Annotated in this window: 17 protein-coding genes and 1 pseudogene; 13 read left to right on the forward strand and 5 right to left on the reverse strand. The window is 66.0% G+C overall.

Features of this window, described 5'->3' with window-relative positions; all coding sequences use genetic code 11:
* The first annotated feature begins 6 nt into the window (after positions 1-6).
* From ACFC25_RS02050 to efeB, 6 genes and pseudogenes are all read left to right on the forward strand, one after another.
* Positions 7-492, forward strand: coding sequence for a helix-turn-helix transcriptional regulator (locus tag ACFC25_RS02050; RefSeq protein WP_337351662.1), 486 nt, complete (start codon positions 7-9; stop codon positions 490-492).
* Between the two features lie 10 nt (positions 493-502).
* On the forward strand, positions 503-904 hold the full coding sequence (locus ACFC25_RS02055) for a VOC family protein (RefSeq protein ID WP_376043707.1): 402 nt from the start codon (positions 503-505) through the stop codon (positions 902-904).
* 164 nt (positions 905-1068) lie between these two features.
* Positions 1069-1842 carry an ANTAR domain-containing protein gene (locus ACFC25_RS02060; protein ID WP_376043709.1) on the forward strand — a complete coding sequence of 258 codons (774 nt, stop codon included), beginning with the start codon at positions 1069-1071 and terminating at the stop codon, positions 1840-1842.
* A gap of 119 nt (positions 1843-1961) precedes the next feature.
* Positions 1962-2180 (forward strand): annotated as a pseudogene (locus tag ACFC25_RS02065) (high-affinity Fe2+/Pb2+ permease); the annotation flags it as partial.
* A 215-nt stretch (positions 2181-2395) separates the two neighbouring features.
* Complete coding sequence (gene efeO / locus ACFC25_RS02070; protein ID WP_376043711.1) at positions 2396-3556, forward strand: iron uptake system protein EfeO; 1161 nt, start codon at positions 2396-2398, stop codon at positions 3554-3556.
* Between the two features lie 113 nt (positions 3557-3669).
* Positions 3670-4935, forward strand: coding sequence for an iron uptake transporter deferrochelatase/peroxidase subunit (gene efeB / locus ACFC25_RS02075; RefSeq protein ID WP_376043714.1), 1266 nt, complete (start codon positions 3670-3672; stop codon positions 4933-4935).
* 266 nt (positions 4936-5201) lie between these two features.
* Here efeB and ACFC25_RS02080 read toward each other — a convergent pair whose 3' ends face one another.
* From ACFC25_RS02080 to ACFC25_RS02095, 4 genes are all read right to left on the reverse strand, one after another.
* Positions 5202-5669, reverse strand: a complete 468-nt coding sequence (locus ACFC25_RS02080) for an SRPBCC family protein (protein ID WP_337346133.1) — start codon at positions 5667-5669, stop codon at positions 5202-5204.
* Between the two features lie 76 nt (positions 5670-5745).
* Positions 5746-6951 carry an RNA polymerase sigma factor gene (locus ACFC25_RS02085; RefSeq protein ID WP_376043717.1) on the reverse strand — a complete coding sequence of 402 codons (1206 nt, stop codon included), beginning with the start codon at positions 6949-6951 and terminating at the stop codon, positions 5746-5748.
* A 48-nt stretch (positions 6952-6999) separates the two neighbouring features.
* Positions 7000-7419, reverse strand: a complete 420-nt coding sequence (locus ACFC25_RS02090; protein ID WP_337351657.1) for a YciI family protein — start codon at positions 7417-7419, stop codon at positions 7000-7002.
* Between the two features lie 101 nt (positions 7420-7520).
* Positions 7521-8192: a PAS and ANTAR domain-containing protein gene (locus tag ACFC25_RS02095; RefSeq protein WP_376043719.1), complete on the reverse strand. Its 672-nt coding sequence runs from the start codon at positions 8190-8192 to the stop codon at positions 7521-7523.
* 391 nt (positions 8193-8583) lie between these two features.
* Here ACFC25_RS02095 and ACFC25_RS02100 point away from each other — a divergent pair, with 391 nt between their 5' ends.
* The 7 genes from ACFC25_RS02100 to ACFC25_RS02130 all read left to right on the forward strand — a co-directional run bounded on the left by ACFC25_RS02100 (position 8584) and on the right by ACFC25_RS02130 (position 15529).
* Positions 8584-8892 (forward strand): heavy-metal-associated domain-containing protein, encoded by a 309-nt coding sequence (locus ACFC25_RS02100; RefSeq protein WP_376043721.1) that lies wholly within the window; start codon positions 8584-8586, stop codon positions 8890-8892.
* Between the two features lie 32 nt (positions 8893-8924).
* The gene (locus ACFC25_RS02105) at positions 8925-11006 is read left to right on the forward strand and encodes a heavy metal translocating P-type ATPase (RefSeq protein ID WP_376043722.1); all 2082 of its coding nucleotides are present in this window, start codon (positions 8925-8927) and stop codon (positions 11004-11006) included.
* Positions 11007-11031: 25 nt separating this feature from the next.
* Positions 11032-11550, forward strand: a complete 519-nt coding sequence (locus ACFC25_RS02110) for a hypothetical protein (RefSeq protein WP_376043724.1) — start codon at positions 11032-11034, stop codon at positions 11548-11550.
* Between the two features lie 138 nt (positions 11551-11688).
* A complete protein-coding gene (locus ACFC25_RS02115; protein WP_376043726.1) occupies positions 11689-12312 on the forward strand; it encodes a DUF305 domain-containing protein in 624 nt (207 codons plus the stop codon).
* Positions 12313-12516: 204 nt separating this feature from the next.
* Entirely contained in the window at positions 12517-13170 is a 654-nt protein-coding gene (locus ACFC25_RS02120; protein WP_376043728.1) for a low molecular weight phosphatase family protein, read from the forward strand.
* Between the two features lie 97 nt (positions 13171-13267).
* Entirely contained in the window at positions 13268-14380 is a 1113-nt protein-coding gene (locus ACFC25_RS02125) for an LCP family protein (RefSeq protein ID WP_376043731.1), read from the forward strand.
* 18 nt (positions 14381-14398) lie between these two features.
* Entirely contained in the window at positions 14399-15529 is a 1131-nt protein-coding gene (locus tag ACFC25_RS02130; RefSeq protein ID WP_337346123.1) for an LCP family protein, read from the forward strand.
* Positions 15530-15535: 6 nt separating this feature from the next.
* Here the strand turns inward: ACFC25_RS02130 and ACFC25_RS02135 are convergent, their stop codons facing one another.
* On the reverse strand, positions 15536-16345 hold the full coding sequence (locus ACFC25_RS02135; RefSeq protein WP_376043733.1) for an SDR family oxidoreductase: 810 nt from the start codon (positions 16343-16345) through the stop codon (positions 15536-15538).
* Positions 16346-16361 lie beyond the last annotated feature (16 nt).

Below are 16361 nucleotides of genomic sequence, written 5' to 3' on the forward strand. Positions count from 1 at the left end.
GACCGCATGACACCGCAGGAGCTGGCCAACCTGGCCCACCTGCGCCGCGCCCGCGACCTGATCGATCGCGAATATGCGCGGCCCCTCGACGTGCCAACCATGGCTGCCGGCGCCCTGATGTCGCCGGCGCACTTCTCGCGCCAGTTCAAGGCTGCCTATGGCGAGACGCCCTACAACTACCTCATGACGCGGCGGATCGAACGCGCCATGGCCCTGCTGCGGGCCGGCATCAGCGTGACGGACGCCTGTATGGAGGTGGGCTGTACATCGCTGGGTTCGTTCAGCTCCCGCTTCACAGAGGTCGTGGGCATCACCCCCAGCGAGTATCGCTCCAGGGAACACCACGCAGTTAAGGCCATGCCCAACTGCATCGCCAAACAACACACGCGGCCGGACCGCAAGGCGTCGGCAGCAAGCAAGAAAGCAGGCAGTGGAGTGGCACGGGAAACACTGAGCAGGATTGAAGAAGCGCCCGCGCCACAGCTGCAATAGCGTGTGAAACATGAACATTTCATTGAAATACGCACACGTAACCGTCAACGATCTCGACGAGTCCCTCGCGTTCTACCGCGACGCGCTTGGCTTTGAAGTGCGGAACGACGTCGGCTCGGACGGACAGCGCTGGGTCACCCTTGGAAGTGCCGCCCAGCCCGACCTTGAGCTCGTTCTTTCGCCTCCCCACGCAGGCCGCTCCCAGGCAGACGGAGACGCCATCCAGGAGCTCCTCACCAAGGGCGTCATGCCCATGCTGGTGTTCAACACGGACGATCTCGATGCGACGTTCGAAAGGCTCCGCGCGTCAGGGGCCGAGGTCCTGCAGGAACCCAAGGCCCAGCCGTGGGGCCCGCGTGACTGCGCGTTCCGGGACCCCTCCGGCAATATGATCCGCATCAACGAAGGCTGACACTGGCGGAACACGGCCCGGATCCCGTTGCGGGACCCGGGCCGCTCCGTGCCGGGGTTAATCAAATATGAGTACTAACTACTCGTGTGCCCCGGTTGTGAGCCCCCTAGGCTCGGGATTGGCTGCAGTAGCGACGGCCCTTCTCACTTGATGGGGGCGATCACGTGAACGATGGTCAAACACATACCGGCAGGGACTCGGACGAACTTGAGCTGCCGACCCACTGGCGCTGGGACGGCACGGATCTCCTTTACGATCTGGTGGCACCCACGGAGGCCGCGTCACTGGACGTGCTCGCTGGCCTAGGGGCCGCGGCCCTGACCAGGGCCGCCGACGCGGTCCTTGACTGTGCGGTGACCCTCCGGGCACCGAAGCGGAAACCGGTCACGGCCGGCGCGCCTGACGCAGCCGTGGCGCTCACCAGGTGGGACCAGGAACATTCGCACGGCCCGGCGTCGGAATCGCTGGACGGCAGCGTTGCCATCCTCCTCAACGCCGAATCCCGGGACCCGCGGTGGCCCCACTACCGCCAACGGCTGCAGGCGGCTGGCTACTTGAGCGCTATGAGCCTTCCCTTGAAGGTGAATCACGGCTATGCGGGCGCTCTGTCTTTCTTCGCGGCCGAGCCCAACATCTTCACCACTGAGCTCATGTCGCAGGCTTTTGCCTTCCGGGATGTTGGATCGAGGAGCCTGCGCCTGGCGACGCAGGTGCGGCGGGCGTCCGAATTCACAGACCAGCTGCGCTCGGCCCTGATCAGCCGCACGACGATAGACATCGCCTGCGGCGTGATCATGGGGCAGAACAGATGCTCCTACCACGAAGCCTTCCACATCCTAGCCAGGGCCTCAAGCCACCGGAACGTGAAGCTGCGCCTCCTCGCGGAATCAATCCTGGAAGGCTACGGCGGCGCCCCCGAACCCCACTTCGACAGCTGATGCTTGACGCCTATTGCAGGAAATAGCTCACAAAAACTTTGCTTAATTGGCACAGCTGGGTACTCTTCGTTCTTAGGTAAGCCTAACCTTGGCTTCCACGAGGCGAGGTGCACTGGCGAATGACCGCGAACTATCTGTTTGGCCTGCGCGAAGGCCTTGAGGCGACCCTCGTCATCGTCCTGCTGATGGCCTACCTGTCCAAGAGTGGCCGGTCGCATCTGCTCCCCAAGCTGTGGGCCGGCGTCGGAGTTGCCGAGGGCTTCGAGGCCCTCCTCAGTTTCGGCCCCCGCGGACTGACGTTCGAAACGCAGGAGGCCATCGGCGGTAGCCTGTCCATCCGCCGTCATCCTGGTACGGGACGCTGCTCAAGGGCACCTTGAACTTCTCCCCCGCCACTACCTGGCTGCTGTACGTCCCGCCGGTGATGTTTTTTATCCTCCGCACCGATCACCGCGCGCATGACCCGGTGGATGAGCCCCAGAGCCCGCCGACTTTCGCGTCAAAATCCTAGCCTTCCCCCTCCACACCACCGCATCCCCAAAGGAATATCCCCATGCCTCAGTTCGCCAACCGGCATTTCCGTTACATGCTGGCCGCAGCTATCCTTCCGCTGGCACTGGCCGCTTGCACGAACAACAGCGCTCCGGCCGCCACCGGCCCCATCAAGGTTTCCAGCACCAATGACGTTTGCTCGCTGTCCACATCGAGCGCCAAGAGCGGCAACATCACGTTCGCCATCCAGAACGATGGCGACCAGGTCACCGAGTTCTACCTCCTCGCCGAAGACGGCCTGCGCATCATCGGCGAGGTGGAGAACATCGGACCGGGTCTGACCCGCAACCTGGTGGCCACTGCACCCGCCGGCAAGTACATAACTGCGTGCAAGCCGGGCATGCAGGGCGAGGGCATCCGCTCCGCCTTCGAGATCACCGAATCCGGGGACACACCCGCAGTGGACACCAACATCAAGGCCCTCACGGACACTGGGACGGCCCAGTACATGGCCTACGTCAAGGACCAGGCCGAGCAGCTCCTGGCCGGCACCAAGGAGTTCGCCGCAGCCTACGCCGCCGGCGATGCCGCCAAGGCCCGGGACCTCTACGCCGCCACCCGGATGCATTGGGAGCGGATCGAACCCATTGCGGAATCCTTCGGCGACCTCGACCCGAAGCTGGATGCCCGAGAGGCAGACCTTGCGCCGGGCGAGGAATGGACTGGCTGGCACCGCGCCGAAAAGGACCTCTTCCCGCCTGCCGGATTCGCTGCGCTGAGTGCAACCGAACGCGAAAGGCTCTCCGCCCAACTGGTCGCCGACACCGAGGACCTGGTCAGCCGTACCCGCAACGTTGAACTCACCCCCGACAAGTTGGGCAACGGCGCCAAGGAACTGCTGGACGAAGTTGCTACCGGCAAGGTCACCGGTGAAGAGGAAATTTGGTCGCACACGGACCTCTGGGACTTCCAGGCCAACGTGGACGGCGCCCGGATCGCCTTTGAGAACCTCAAACCCGTCCTGGAGCAGAAAGACCCGGCACTCGCCACGTCGCTAGAGGCGAAATTCGCCGCTCTCCAGGCCGAACTCACGCAGCACGCCCGCGGCGAAGACTTCATGTACTACGACGAGCTAACCCCGGAGCAGGTACAAAAGCTCGCCGCCCTGGTGGACGCCCTCGGTGAGCCGCTGTCCAACCTGACCGCCGCCGTCGTTCTGTGAGCGGCTGCCCGTACGGCGGGGGCCAGGCGGGAAGAGACGCTGCCGGACCGGACGCACTCGGTGCAGACACTTCCGCCGCCGAATCGGCCAAAGGTGAGGCGCCGGCGACGCGTATGTCGCGCAGGGGCCTCCTGGCACTGGCCGGCGTAGGCGGTGCAGGAGCCATTGCAGGCGTGGCCGCAGGCCTGCTCAGCCATGACGCTCTGGCTCCCGCTACAGCTCCGACCCCGGCCGAAGCAGACGTTGTGCCGTTCCACGGAAGCATCCAGGCCGGCATCACCACACCGGCTCAGGACCGCCTGCATATGGCTGCCTTCGACGTCACCACGGACGACCGCGGCGCCTTGATCCGGCTCTTGAGAGACTGGACGGCGGCCGCCGAGGCCATGAGCCAAGGCCGCCAAACTGGCACCACCGGCGCGGCGGACGGCCCCTACGACGCGCCGCCGGAGGACACTGGCGAAGCCTTAGGCCTCAGCGCTGCAAAGCTCACTGTGACCTTCGGGTTCGGCGCTGGCCTGTTCGAAAAGGACGGCAAAGTCCGCTTCGGGTTGGAAGGCCGCCGCCCCGAAGCCCTGATCGACCTGCCACATTTCCCCGGCGATGACCTGCAACCGAACCGCAGCGGCGGCGATATCGTCGTTCAGGCCTGCGCGGACGATCCGCAGGTGGCCGTCCACGCCATCCGCAACCTCGCCCGCATCGGCTTCGGCACGGTCCGGGTGCGCTGGTCCCAGCTCGGCTTTGGCCGCACTTCCTCGACGTCCCGGAGCCAGCAGACCCCACGCAACCTTTTCGGATTCAAGGACGGCACCAACAACATCAAAGCCGAAGATACAGCCCTGCTGAACGAACACGTGTGGGCGGGTGCAGGCTCCCGTCCAGAGGAAGCATGGATGCAGGGCGGCAGCTACCTGGTGGCCCGCCGGATCCGTATGCACATCGAGATCTGGGACCGCACCTCGCTCCGCGAACAGGAGGGCTTGATCGGGCGGACCAAGTCCGAAGGGTCCCCGCTATCCGGAGGCAAGGAATTCAGCGCCCCTGATTTTGCCCTTAAAGGCAAGGACGGCGAACCCTTGATTGGTATGGACGCTCACGTCCGAATGGCCCACGCCGACCAGAACGACGGAGTCCGGATGCTCCGCCGAGGCTACAACTACACCGACGGCTCCGACGGGCTGGGGCACCTCGACGCCGGTTTGTTCTTCGTTGCCTTCGTCAGGGATCCCCGCACGCACTACGTCCCGATGCAGATGGCCATGGCCAAGCAGGACACCCTGGCCGTGGAATACCTCAAACACACCGGCTCGGCCCTGGCAGCGGTCCCTCCCGGCGTCCAGCCGGGAGGATACATCGGCGAAGGGCTTTTTACGTAGGCGCCCTGCATTCCGGGGACCTGCTGGTCCTGGTGGACCACGATTCGGCTGCCCGGCAGGTTCAGATCCTGGTGCTGCTTGGCGAGTTCCAGGGCTGCCTCAGCGTTCCCGGTCCATCCATACGAGGACTGAACGCGGACTTCGAACTGCCCCGCATCCTCACAGCCCGAACACCGTTGCCGGCTTCCGCGGCCCGGGCCCGCATGAACGGTGCCGCCCAATACCGCTCATGCGGCCCACGGCAGCTCATGCGGGACAAGGCCGCCCTAGTGAGTACGCGCGGACGCCGCTGCCGAGAGTGCCTGCAAGCCCTTTTCGAAGTCTCCGCCCACCATCTTGTCCATGTTCATGAACAGGGCGAAGACCTTGGCCAATCCCTTGTTCTCGCCCGTCATGGTCCACTTCACGTTGGTGCCGCCGTCGACCGGGGTCAGCGTGAAGGTGGTGGGGTTCACGGCCTTGAACGGCTTGGTGAACTCGAGCCGGACCCTGACCAATCGGGGCTCCGTGGACTCCACGATTTCCATGTTTCCGCTGCCGGCCTTGCGGTTGCCGCTCCAGGAGTATTTCGCGCCGACGCCGGCAGCGTTGCCGGAATAGTGGCGTTCCAGGGCGGGGTCCACCTTCTCCCAGGGAGACCACTGGGTCCATTCGTGGAAGTTGTTGATGAGCGGGAAGATTGCCTCGGCCGGAGCCGGAATGAATGCGCTGCGGGTCACTTCATAGGTAGACATGCTGCCAGCATAGTGTGGGGCCGTCCTGCCCGGGAGTGCCCGCCCCGGCGCCCCCGACCCGGTGGCACTTCCGGCGTCAGGACGGGCTGAGGGCGCTGATTTTGCGCTCCAGCGCGGCCCTTTCCGCCGCGTTCCCGCACAGCTCCAGGGCCTGCAGCAGGGCGTGTCGGGCTTCGTCGACGCGGCGCAGCCGGGTGAGGAGCTCGCCACGGACGGACGGAAGAAGGTGCGAACCGTTGAGTTCGCCCCGCCCGGCGATCTCCTCCACCAGGGCCAGCCCGTCGGCCGGGCCGGACGCCATGGCTACCGCCACCGCCCGGTTGAGTTCAATGATGGGCGACGGCGTGAGCTGGCCGAGTGCCTCATACAGTCCAACGATCCGGGGCCAGTTAGTCTCCGCCACCGAGTGCGCAACCGCATGGCATTCGGCGATGGACGCCTGCAGGCCATAGGCGCCCAGCCCGCGGCCGCCGTCGGCCTTTGCCAGCGCCGCACGTCCGCGCCGGATCGCCGACTGGTCCCATAGCCGCCGGTCCTGGTCCTCGAGGAGGACCGGCTGGCCGGACTTGTCCAGGCGGGCGGGAAAGCGGGCGGCGGTCAACTCCATCAGGGCGAGCAGCCCGAAGACCTCCGGCTGCGGATCGAGCCGCACCAGCGTGCGGGCCAGCCGCTGCGCCTCGCCGGCGAGGTCCCGCCGGATCCACGAGTCCCCGCCGGAGGCAAACGACCCCTCCGTGAAGATGAGGTAGACCACCTGCAGCACGGAACCCAGCCGTTCGGCCCGCTCCCGCGGCTCCGGCACGGCAAAGGGCACGTTGGCGGCGGCCAGGGTTTTCTTGGCGCGCGTGATGCGGGCCTGGATTGTTGCCACCGGCACCAGGAACGCTTTCGCGATGGCCTCGCTCCCCAGCCCGCCCACCACGCGCAGGGTCAGCGCGATGCGCGCCTCCTTGGACAGCACCGGGTGGCAGGAGATGAACATCAGCGCCAGGACGTCGTCGTCGATGGCTTCAGGGTCGAACAAGGCATCCGGACCGGGTTCCTCCGGGGACAGGTCCCAGGCCAGCATTGCGTATCGCTCGTCCGCTGCGGAGCGGCGCCGGAAGGCATCTATGGCACGACGGCGGCCGGTGGTCAGGAGCCAGCCCGTCGGTTCGTGGGGGACGCCGTTAACGGACCAGGAGACGAGCGCCTCGGCCAGCGCCTCCTGCGCCAGGTCTTCGGCGAGGGCGAAATCGCCAGTGAAGCGGGCGAGGGCGCCGACGATTCGTGCGGCTTCCATCCGCCACACAGCTTCGACGGCGCCCCTCGCCGCGGTGGATCCCACCGGTCAGAGCTGCCCGGTCTGCTCGCGCCAGGCGCGTTCCTTCTGGATCCATTCGTTGTCCTGCGGGAATTCGTCGATGGTGGGCACGCGCCGGATCTCGGTCTTGCTGCCTTCCGTCATCGGCGCCCGCTTGGCCCACTCGACCGCTTCCTCCTTGGAGGCGACGTCCAGGAGGTAGAAGCCGTTGAAAAGTTCCTTCGTCTCGCCGTAGGGACCGTCGGTGACTACCGGCTGCTCGCCGGTGAAGTCCACCACGACGCCTTCCTTGGGATCATCGAGGCCTTCGGCTGCCAGGAGGACGCCGGCGCGGATCAGTTCGTCGTTGAACTTGCCCATGGCGGTCAGGGCCTCGGTGAAGTCGACGTCCGTGAACTTGGCGAGGGACTCGTCGGTTGCCCGCATGATCAGCATGTACTTGGCCATTTCAATCTTCTCCTTGAGTGTGGAAGGTCGCCCTTCGACCTTCTCACCCATAGGTCGAACGGCACCACCGCAGATCGACACAACTGAAGAAAAACTTTTGGCTAGCTTCGGGTGTCCCGCCGCTGACGCTTGGGTTTCCCGTTCACGATCGTCCGGACAGCCGCATCCAGCTGGTCCAGGGTGCCTTTGGCGTCTGCCAGGGCCATAAGCTCCGCCGCTACGACCGCCAGCTTGAGGTTGCTGCGGCTGCTGTGGCCGATCAGCAGCTTGAACGCCTCCTCCGCGCCGATCCCCAGCCTGCCCATCAGCAGTCCCCGGGCCTGGTCAATGACGCTGCGGGTGGCGGTGGCACGCTCCACGGCTTCGCGGGCGGCCACTTCGGTCTCCCGCTGGAGGGTGGCGGTCAGGTCCACCATCATCCCGTCGATCGTGGTGACCGTTCCTGCCGGGTCAACAGTCCCCTCGCCGGAAGTCAGGACCTGGTGAAGGCGTCCGTGGGCGTCGATGATCCGGTGATAGATGGAGAAATGGCCGCCATGGCAGCAGATCTCAGCGATGATTTCCTGGGCCCGCGGCCTGTCGTCCGGATGCTTGTGGGCGAAGATCAGCTCGATAGAGGGCACCACCTCGCCCCGCTTGTAGCCGTGCAGCTCAAACAGGCCGTCGGAAAACTCCACGGTCCCGCTGACCAGGTCAATGTGGTAGGTCCCGGCTGGGCAATTCCGCGTCCCCAAAGCACTCGAATACGTGTAGGGGCTGCTCAAATCCGACAATTGGGCACCTCCAGGCGTTCCGTAGGCCGCCTCCCCTGGGCGGGTCAACCCATTATGGCAAGGAATCCCGCATTTGAGACGTTTGTATCCCCACGGTGACGTCCCGCCGTCGAACCCTCTCTCACTTCGCTGGTCCGTTGCTCTATCACTTGTGGTCCCCAAAAGGCACCCAGAAGGACCCTAAGTGATAGAGCAACGCATCCTCCTGCTGGACGCGGCACCCGGCGGCCGCCGCCTCTTAAGTGCGGGCAGGGTTGACGCAGATACCCCCTGGGGGTATATTTTCAGTGTTGTCAGTGAAGTGGTATGTCCAGGCTCGGTGCCCCGCACCCGCCATCACAGCCGTTCAACCCCAGCGCCCATTGGACCTTCGCAACGAATGGAAACTGACATGCCTGGTATTGGAAACCGCACCGAACTGCCTCAGGCCACCTCCGCCGTCGGCTGCAGCTGCTGCTCGACCGGCGCCTCGGCTCACCCCCAGCGGAACTCGGTCGACGCCGAATACTCCGTTGAGGGCCTGACCTGCGGACACTGCGTTGAGACTGTGCAGAGGGCCACGACCGCCGTCGAAGGCGTCACCGCCGCCACCGTTGAACTGGTAGCAGGCGGGACGTCGCGCCTCCTGATTTCCGGATCGGCCGATCCCGTCGCGATCCGTGAGGCAGTTTCCACTGCCGGGTACACCATTAGCCGCTGAACCGGCCACCGCGTCCTCACCAGGGAGGAATCATGCAACACCACAGCCCCACCGCCGAACATCACCACCACGAAAACCACGCGTCCACCGGGCACAGCACCCAGGACGCCCACACCGTCCACACCTCCGGTCAGCACGCCGGCCACAGCACCGCCATGTTCAAAAACAGGTTCTGGACGGCCCTCGCCCTCTCCATCCCTGTGGTGTACTTCAGCCCCATGGTGGGCCACCTTCTGGGTTACATGCCTCCCGTGTTTCCCGGATCCGCCTGGATTCCACCAGTCCTGGGAACGGTGATCTTCCTTTACGGGGGTCAGCCGTTCCTGAAGGGCGGGCTGCGGGAACTGAAAGACCGGCGCCCTGGCATGATGCTGCTGATCGGCATGGCCATCAGCGTTGCTTTTGTTGCCTCATGGGTCACCACGCTGGGCATCGGCGGCTTCGACCTGGACTTCTGGTGGGAACTGGCCCTGCTGGTGGCCATCATGCTTCTGGGCCACTGGATTGAAATGCGTGCCCTCGGCTCCGCGCAGGGCGCACTGGACGCCCTTGCCGCGCTGCTCCCGGACGAGGCTGAACGCGTAACCCCCGCCGGCACCGAGACCGTTCCCGTCTCCGAACTGAGCGAAGGCGACATCGTCCTGGTCCGCTCCGGCGCCCGGTTACCTGCTGACGGCAGGGTCCTTGAGGGGCAGGCCGAGTTCGATGAGTCCATGATCACAGGTGAGTCCAAGACAGTGCCCCGCTCGCCAGGCGACGCTGTCGTGGCCGGAACGGTGGCCACCGACAACTCCGTGCGCGTCCGCGTGACCGCCGTCGGCGACAACACTGCCCTGGCCGGCATCCAGCGGCTGGTGGCGGAGGCCCAGGCATCCTCCTCGCGCGCCCAGGCGCTCGCCGACCGGGCCGCTGCGTTCCTGTTCTACTTTGCCGCTGGAGCGGGTGTGCTCACCTTCGTTGCCTGGACCTTGCTGGGCAGCGTCCCGGAGGCCGTGGCCCGCACCGTCACGGTGTTGGTGATTGCCTGCCCGCACGCCCTCGGCCTGGCGATCCCACTGGTCATCGCGATCTCCACCGAGCAGGCGGCACGGGCAGGTGTGCTGATCAAGAACCGGATGGCCCTCGAACGGATGCGCACCATCGACGTCGTCCTCTTCGACAAAACCGGAACGCTCACCACGGGTGAACCGGAGTTCAAGGACATCGCAACGTCCGACGGCGGAAGCCGGGACGGGCTGCTTGCGCTCGCCGCCGCCGTGGAGGCGGACAGCGAACACCCGGTTGCCCGTGCCATCGTCAGGGCGGCGCGGCAGCGGAACCTGAACATCCCGCACGCCACCGGCTTCACTTCCCTGACCGGACGAGGAGTCCGGGCCGGCGTGGACGGCCGCACCATCCAGGTGGGCGGCCCGGCCCTACTGCGCGAACTGGGCCTTTCGGAACCTGAATCGGTGGCTTCCTCGACCGCGGGGTGGATGGCACGCGGGGCTGCGGTCCTGCACGTTGTCGACGGTGACCGGATCCTGGGGGCCGTCAGCCTGGAGGATGCGGTCCGAACCGAATCGCGCCAAGCCGTAGCGGCGCTGCAGGACCGCGGCATCAAGGTCGCCATGGTTACCGGCGATGCCCGGCAGGTTGCGGAGGCCGTGGCGGCCGAGCTGCACATCGACGAGGTCTTCGCCGAAGTCCTGCCGGCGGACAAGGACAAGAAAGTGGCCGAGCTGCAGGCCCGAGGGCTGAAGGTGGCCATGGTGGGCGACGGCGTCAACGACTCCCCTGCGCTGGCCCGGGCAGAAGTGGGTATCGCGATCGGGGCGGGCACCGACGTCGCCATGGAATCGGCAGGCGTTGTGCTGGCCGGCAACGATCCCCGGGCCGTGCTGTCCATGGTGGACCTCTCCCGCGCCAGCTACCGGAAGATGTGGCAGAACCTGGTCTGGGCCACCGGCTACAACATCATTTCCGTTCCGCTGGCCGCCGGTGTACTCGCGTTCGCTGGAGTGGTGCTCTCCCCCGCGGCGGCCGCTGTCCTGATGTCCGCCTCGACTATTGTGGTGGCACTGAACGCCCAACTGCTTCGTCGGATTAGGCTGAACCCGGAGCAGGTCCGTTGACGCTGAGGCAGGGAGGATCGTCGGCATGAACGTTGCAGCCCGACGCCGGCTGGCAACCCTGATGGGGCGTGCCGTGCTGCTCGCCGGGATCCTGGCCATCGTGGCGGGAATCCTGGGGATGCACACCCTGACCGGCAACCACGCCGCGCACACGCTGGGAGCCGGGGCGCCGCCGTCGTACGCCACAGCCCCGCCCGGCGGGCATGGTCCCAGCGCGCACAACGGGCATGGTCCCAGCGCGCACAACGGGCACGGTTCTGGCGCGCACAGCGGCATGGTGCAGGGTAACCGCAGCGTGGTGCGGGGCGAGCCCGCCGCCTACGGCGCATCCGCCGTGGCGTGCAGCGGCACTCTGGGCAGCACGGAGTCCCCGGCCGTGACCTGCACTCCCCTGGCCAAGGCCGGTTCCCTTGTTGCCCCCGAACCGGGCAGCGCGGGGCAGCTTGCGGACGCACGGGTCAGTTCCGGTGTGGGAACTATGCGCTTCTACGCTTACCTGCCCGATGGCCCGTCCCCGGGAGATCTCTCCATCAGCCGGACGTAAAGGGCACGACGCCGGGCCCACAGTCCGGCGATCTGCCTGCCCGATGTGCACCATCGGGCCGTCCGCCGCGCCAACTGCGCGGCATGCCAAGACTCCGGCGCCCCCTGCGCCGAACACAACCTGAAGGACGGATTTCCCATGAACACCCAGAAACTTGCCGTGGCAGCCGCACTCGCCGCTGCCCTTTCACTCACCGGATGCGCCGCCGGCGCTGGCACCGGCACTACGCCGTCGCACGGCATGAACCACGGCAGCTCCACCCCGATGTCCAGCATGATGCCGGACGCCTCGGCGGACCACAACGCCGCGGACATCATGTTCGCTCAGATGATGATCCCCCACCACGCACAGGCCGTGGAAATGAGCGAGATCATGCTGGCGAAAACTGGCATTCCGGCCTCAATAGCCTCCCTGGCCACCCGGATCAAGGCGGCGCAGGCTCCCGAAATCGAGCAGATGACGGACTGGCTCGAGGATTGGAACCAGCCCACCGGCATGATGACCGGGCACGCCATGCATGGCGGGGACATGGCCGGCATGGTCAGCGCCGAGGACCTGGACAAACTCAAGGCCTCCCAGGGCACAGAAGCTGCGAAGCTGTTCCTGACGCAGATGATCGCCCATCACGAGGGCGCCATCGCCATGGCCCAAACCGAGGTCGAGTCCGGCGAGTTCACCAAAACCATCGAGCTGGCCAACGCGGTCATCACCTCGCAGCAGGCGGAAATCGAGGAGATGAAGGAGTTGCTCGCCGCAGTGTGACAACCGCCTGACCGCTTTCCCTCGCGATGCTCTATCACTTCCGGTTCCTAACAGCCACGTTTAGCAACCAAGAGTGATAGAGCATCGTTGGAAGTGTCGCGAAAGGTGAGAAAGCGTTTCGACGGCGGCGGCGGCGCCTTCCCGTGTTAAGTTGAAACGTGCGGACCGACCGGTCCGGCGCACCGGCTGGAAAGAGTACCCCTGTTGCAACTGCCCGACCCTGCCTCCGCGCAAGTGAGAATACTGACCGTCTGTACGGGCAACATCTGCCGTTCCCCCGTCGCCGAGCGGCTCCTGCAGGCAGGCTTGGACCAGGCGGTTCCGGGCGGTTTTGTGGTCACCAGCGCCGGCACGCATGCCATGGTGGGCGATCCCATCCAGCCGCCGTCCGCGGACATCGTGCGCGCATTTGGCGGCAACGCAGAAGGCTTCGCCGCCCGTCAGCTGACCAGCAGGATCCTGCGCGGCGTGGATCTGGTACTCACCATGACGTCGGGCCACCGCGGTGAGGTCCTGAAGCTGGACGCGTCCGTCCTGAAGCGCACCTTCACCATCCGCGAGTTCGCCCGGATGCTCGACGTCCTGGATGACCGCGCCGCCGCCCCTGGAACAGCGGAAACACCAACAGAAGCAACGCACGACGCCGGCAAGCGGCTGGCAGCGAACGCCGAGGCCTGGCGCGGCCTCCCCGCCAGGGCCGCAGCGGTCCGGCACCTGTCCCTGCCGTCGGACTCGTCAGAGAACGACGTCATCGACCCCTACCGCCGTGGCCTGGACATCTACCGCCAAATGGAGGACGAACTGGCCCCGGCCATCGTCTCCATCCTGCGCCATGCACGGCTGAACGCCCCCGCCTGACCGGACTGCCGCCGTCGTCCCTGACTGCGGCTGATTGTGCGGGTTTTCTGCGGATTTCCCCGATGTAACGCCGGAACGCCGGTGCTAATTTTCGGAAATGGGCACCCATGCCGCGGATCCAAGGTCGACCAACCGCGCCAATGCCGCACGCCTTCATCGTCCCGTCATCGTTGCTCTCCAGGTGCTGCTGGTGGTCGCAGTCCTCGTTCCTATGCTCAAGGACGCGTATCTATTCAATCTCGGCAGGATCTTCGACTCAGAAACCACCAAGATCGAACAAGCCTTCCCGGCAGAATCCACCCGACCGCAGCCGTCCATCCCTGGGGCGGCCGTAGGCGGTACCGCAGCCAATCCAGCAGCGGCGGGGGCCCCGCCGTCGAACACCCGCAACTCCCTGAACATCCTGGTGATGGGCAGTGACAGGCGCGCGTCCTCCAGTGAGAAGGCTGCCGCCGGCGCCGCCTCCAACCAGCGCGCTGACGCCCTCATGCTGGTCCACATTCCCGCGGACCGCACCAAGGTCTACTCCATCTCCCTGATGCGTGACCTCTGGGTGGGAATCAAGGACCACGGCCACGCCAAGATCAATGCTGCGCTGGCATTCGGCGGCGTCCCGCTGATGGTCCACACCGTGGAGTCCATCTTTGGCCAGCGCGTAGACCATGTCGCCATGATCGACTTCGAAGGCTTCGTGGGGATGACTGATGCCGTGGGCGGGGTCGAAGTGGACATCCCGGCGCCATTTGTGTCCCGCCACGACCGGATATCCTTCCCCGCGGGCCCGAACACCCTTGACGGTGTACACGCCTTGGAGTTTGTCCGTGAGCGGTACGCCTTTGCTGACGGCGACTACCAGCGCGTGCGTAACCAGCAGGCATTCGTCAAGGCCCTCCTGGCAAAGAACCTCAGCCAGGACACGGTCCTGAATCCCCTCACGGTCCACAACGTGGTGAGCGCCATGTCACCGTTCGTCAGCGTCGACAGTGGACTCGATGCGGCCACCGTGATCAGGCTCGCGAGGGAGCTGAAGGATGTCCAGCCCGAGGACATGGTGATGTTCACGCTACCGACACGGGGCACGGGGACCACCACCGACGGCCAGTCGATTGTGCTCCCGGACCTCGCGGCCATCGACGCTATCTCCGCGGCCATGGCCACCGACACGCTGGGAGACTATGTAGCGCACAACGGCTTAGAGGGCGGAAACTGATGCCATGGAGGCACAACGATGAGCACCCCATCCGGTTCCGGCCCCAGCAGCCCCGAACCTTCGGTTCCTGGCGGGACCAACCCTGCAGCCCACCCGGCACAGCTGCCGTGGACCGAACGACGGCGGCTGGTGATAGCCGCTGTCCTGGCACTGGTGCTGGTGGCGGGGGTCGTCGTCGCCGTCTTCAGTTTCAACCGCAGCGGTTCCGAATCCCAGGCGCCCGTGGTGACGCAGACGGCCACCCCCAGCGAGACCGCCACGCCGACGCCCACTCAGACCACCCCTCCGCCGGCGCCGGCAGCTCCCCCACCCCCGGAGCCGATCGCCGATCTGCCGCCGGTGCCCATGAACATCCTGCTCATCGGCAGTGACAGCCGCGGCAACGCCCGGGAACAGGCCGCCCACACTATGGCTACAGGCGCCTCGTCAGACCACCGGGCGGACACGCTGATGCTGGTCCACGTCCCGGCAGACCGCCGAACTTTCTACGTTATTTCGCTGATGCGGGACCTGTGGGTCGACATCCCAGGTTACGGCGGGGCAAAGATCAACACCAGCCTTGAGGTGGGCGGGATCGACCTGGCGACGCGGACGGTCGAATCCGTGCTGGGCACCCACATCGACCACACTGTGATGCTGGACTTCCACGGCTTCAAGCTCCTGACGGACGGGCTGGGCGGGATCGACGTCAACGTCACCACACCTTTCCAGTCGACGCACGAAACCCAGCATGTCTTCACCGCCGGTGTGAACCATCTCGACGGCCAGGCTGCCCTGGAGTTCGTCCGCGAGCGCTACGCCTTTGTGGACGGCGACTACCAGCGCGTCCGCAACCAGCAGACCTTCCTCCGGGCCGTCCTTGCGAAGCTGACCAGCGGCGGGGCACTCAACGATGTCAACGCGGTGCGGGCCTTGGTGAACTTTGCCGGGGGATACCTCACGGTGGACCACGGCTTCGATCCGGTGTCCGTGGCCATCCTGGCCTACGCGCTGCGCAACACCGACCCCAATGCCGCGGGGTTCGTCACGCTTCCCACCGCGGGCGTGGGCACCATCGGCGGCGCTTCGGTGGTCCTGCCCGACTACGGCGGGATTAATGCCCTGGCGACGGCCCTGCGGGATGGCCGGATCGCCGAGTACGCGCGCTAGGCACAGTCAGGGCTTGCGCCAGTCGTGGCCGGTGATGTGTGAGCCGGCCTGCGGCCCCATCTGCAGCATGCCGCCGTCAACCGCCCAGGATGCACCGGTCACATAGCTTGAAGCCGGCGAGGCCAGGAACGCAATGACAGCCGCCACCTCGCGGGCGTCCCCCGGCCTGCCGAGCGGAACGCCGGGACGGTCCTTCATCGTAGGATCCTCGTCCGTCTGGCCCGTCATGGGCGTTGCGATCTCCCCTGGTGCCACGCTGTTGGCAGTGATACCGAACTCCGCGAGCTCCAGGGCCATAGTCTTGATGAGTCCGCCCAGGGCGTGCTTGGAGGCGTCATAGGCAGCGGCGCCCACGCGCGGCTGGAATTCATGGACACTGGTGACCGCCACGATGCGGCCGCCCCTGCCGGCTTTGACCATGCGCCGGGCGGCGGCCTGCAGGCAGGCGAAAGCCCCCGTGAGGTTCGTATCCACCGTGGTTTTCCACGTCTCCAGGTCAAGGTCCAGGAACGGAGTGCCGTCACCTGTCCCGGCGTTGTTCACAAAGACGTCCACGCCGCCCAGTTCCTCGGCGAGCGAGTCAATGACCGCTGCCGCTTCTGCCGGACGAGTGGTGTCCAGCCGGCGGACGACGGCGTTGCGCCCGGCGCGCCGGACCTCGTCGGCGGTCTCTTCGGCACCCTTTTCGTCCGTGTGCCATGTGATGCCAATGTCCATCCCGGACGCGGCAAGGGCCACCGCAGTGGCCCTTCCGATGCCCGAGTCGGATCCTGTGACGATCGCCGTCGCCGGTTCGAAGCGCGTGGTGTCTTCCATGCCTTCCTTTCAGCCC

Source organism: Pseudarthrobacter sp. NPDC055928 (assembly GCF_042270935.1).
Classification (GTDB): domain Bacteria; phylum Actinomycetota; class Actinomycetes; order Actinomycetales; family Micrococcaceae; genus Arthrobacter.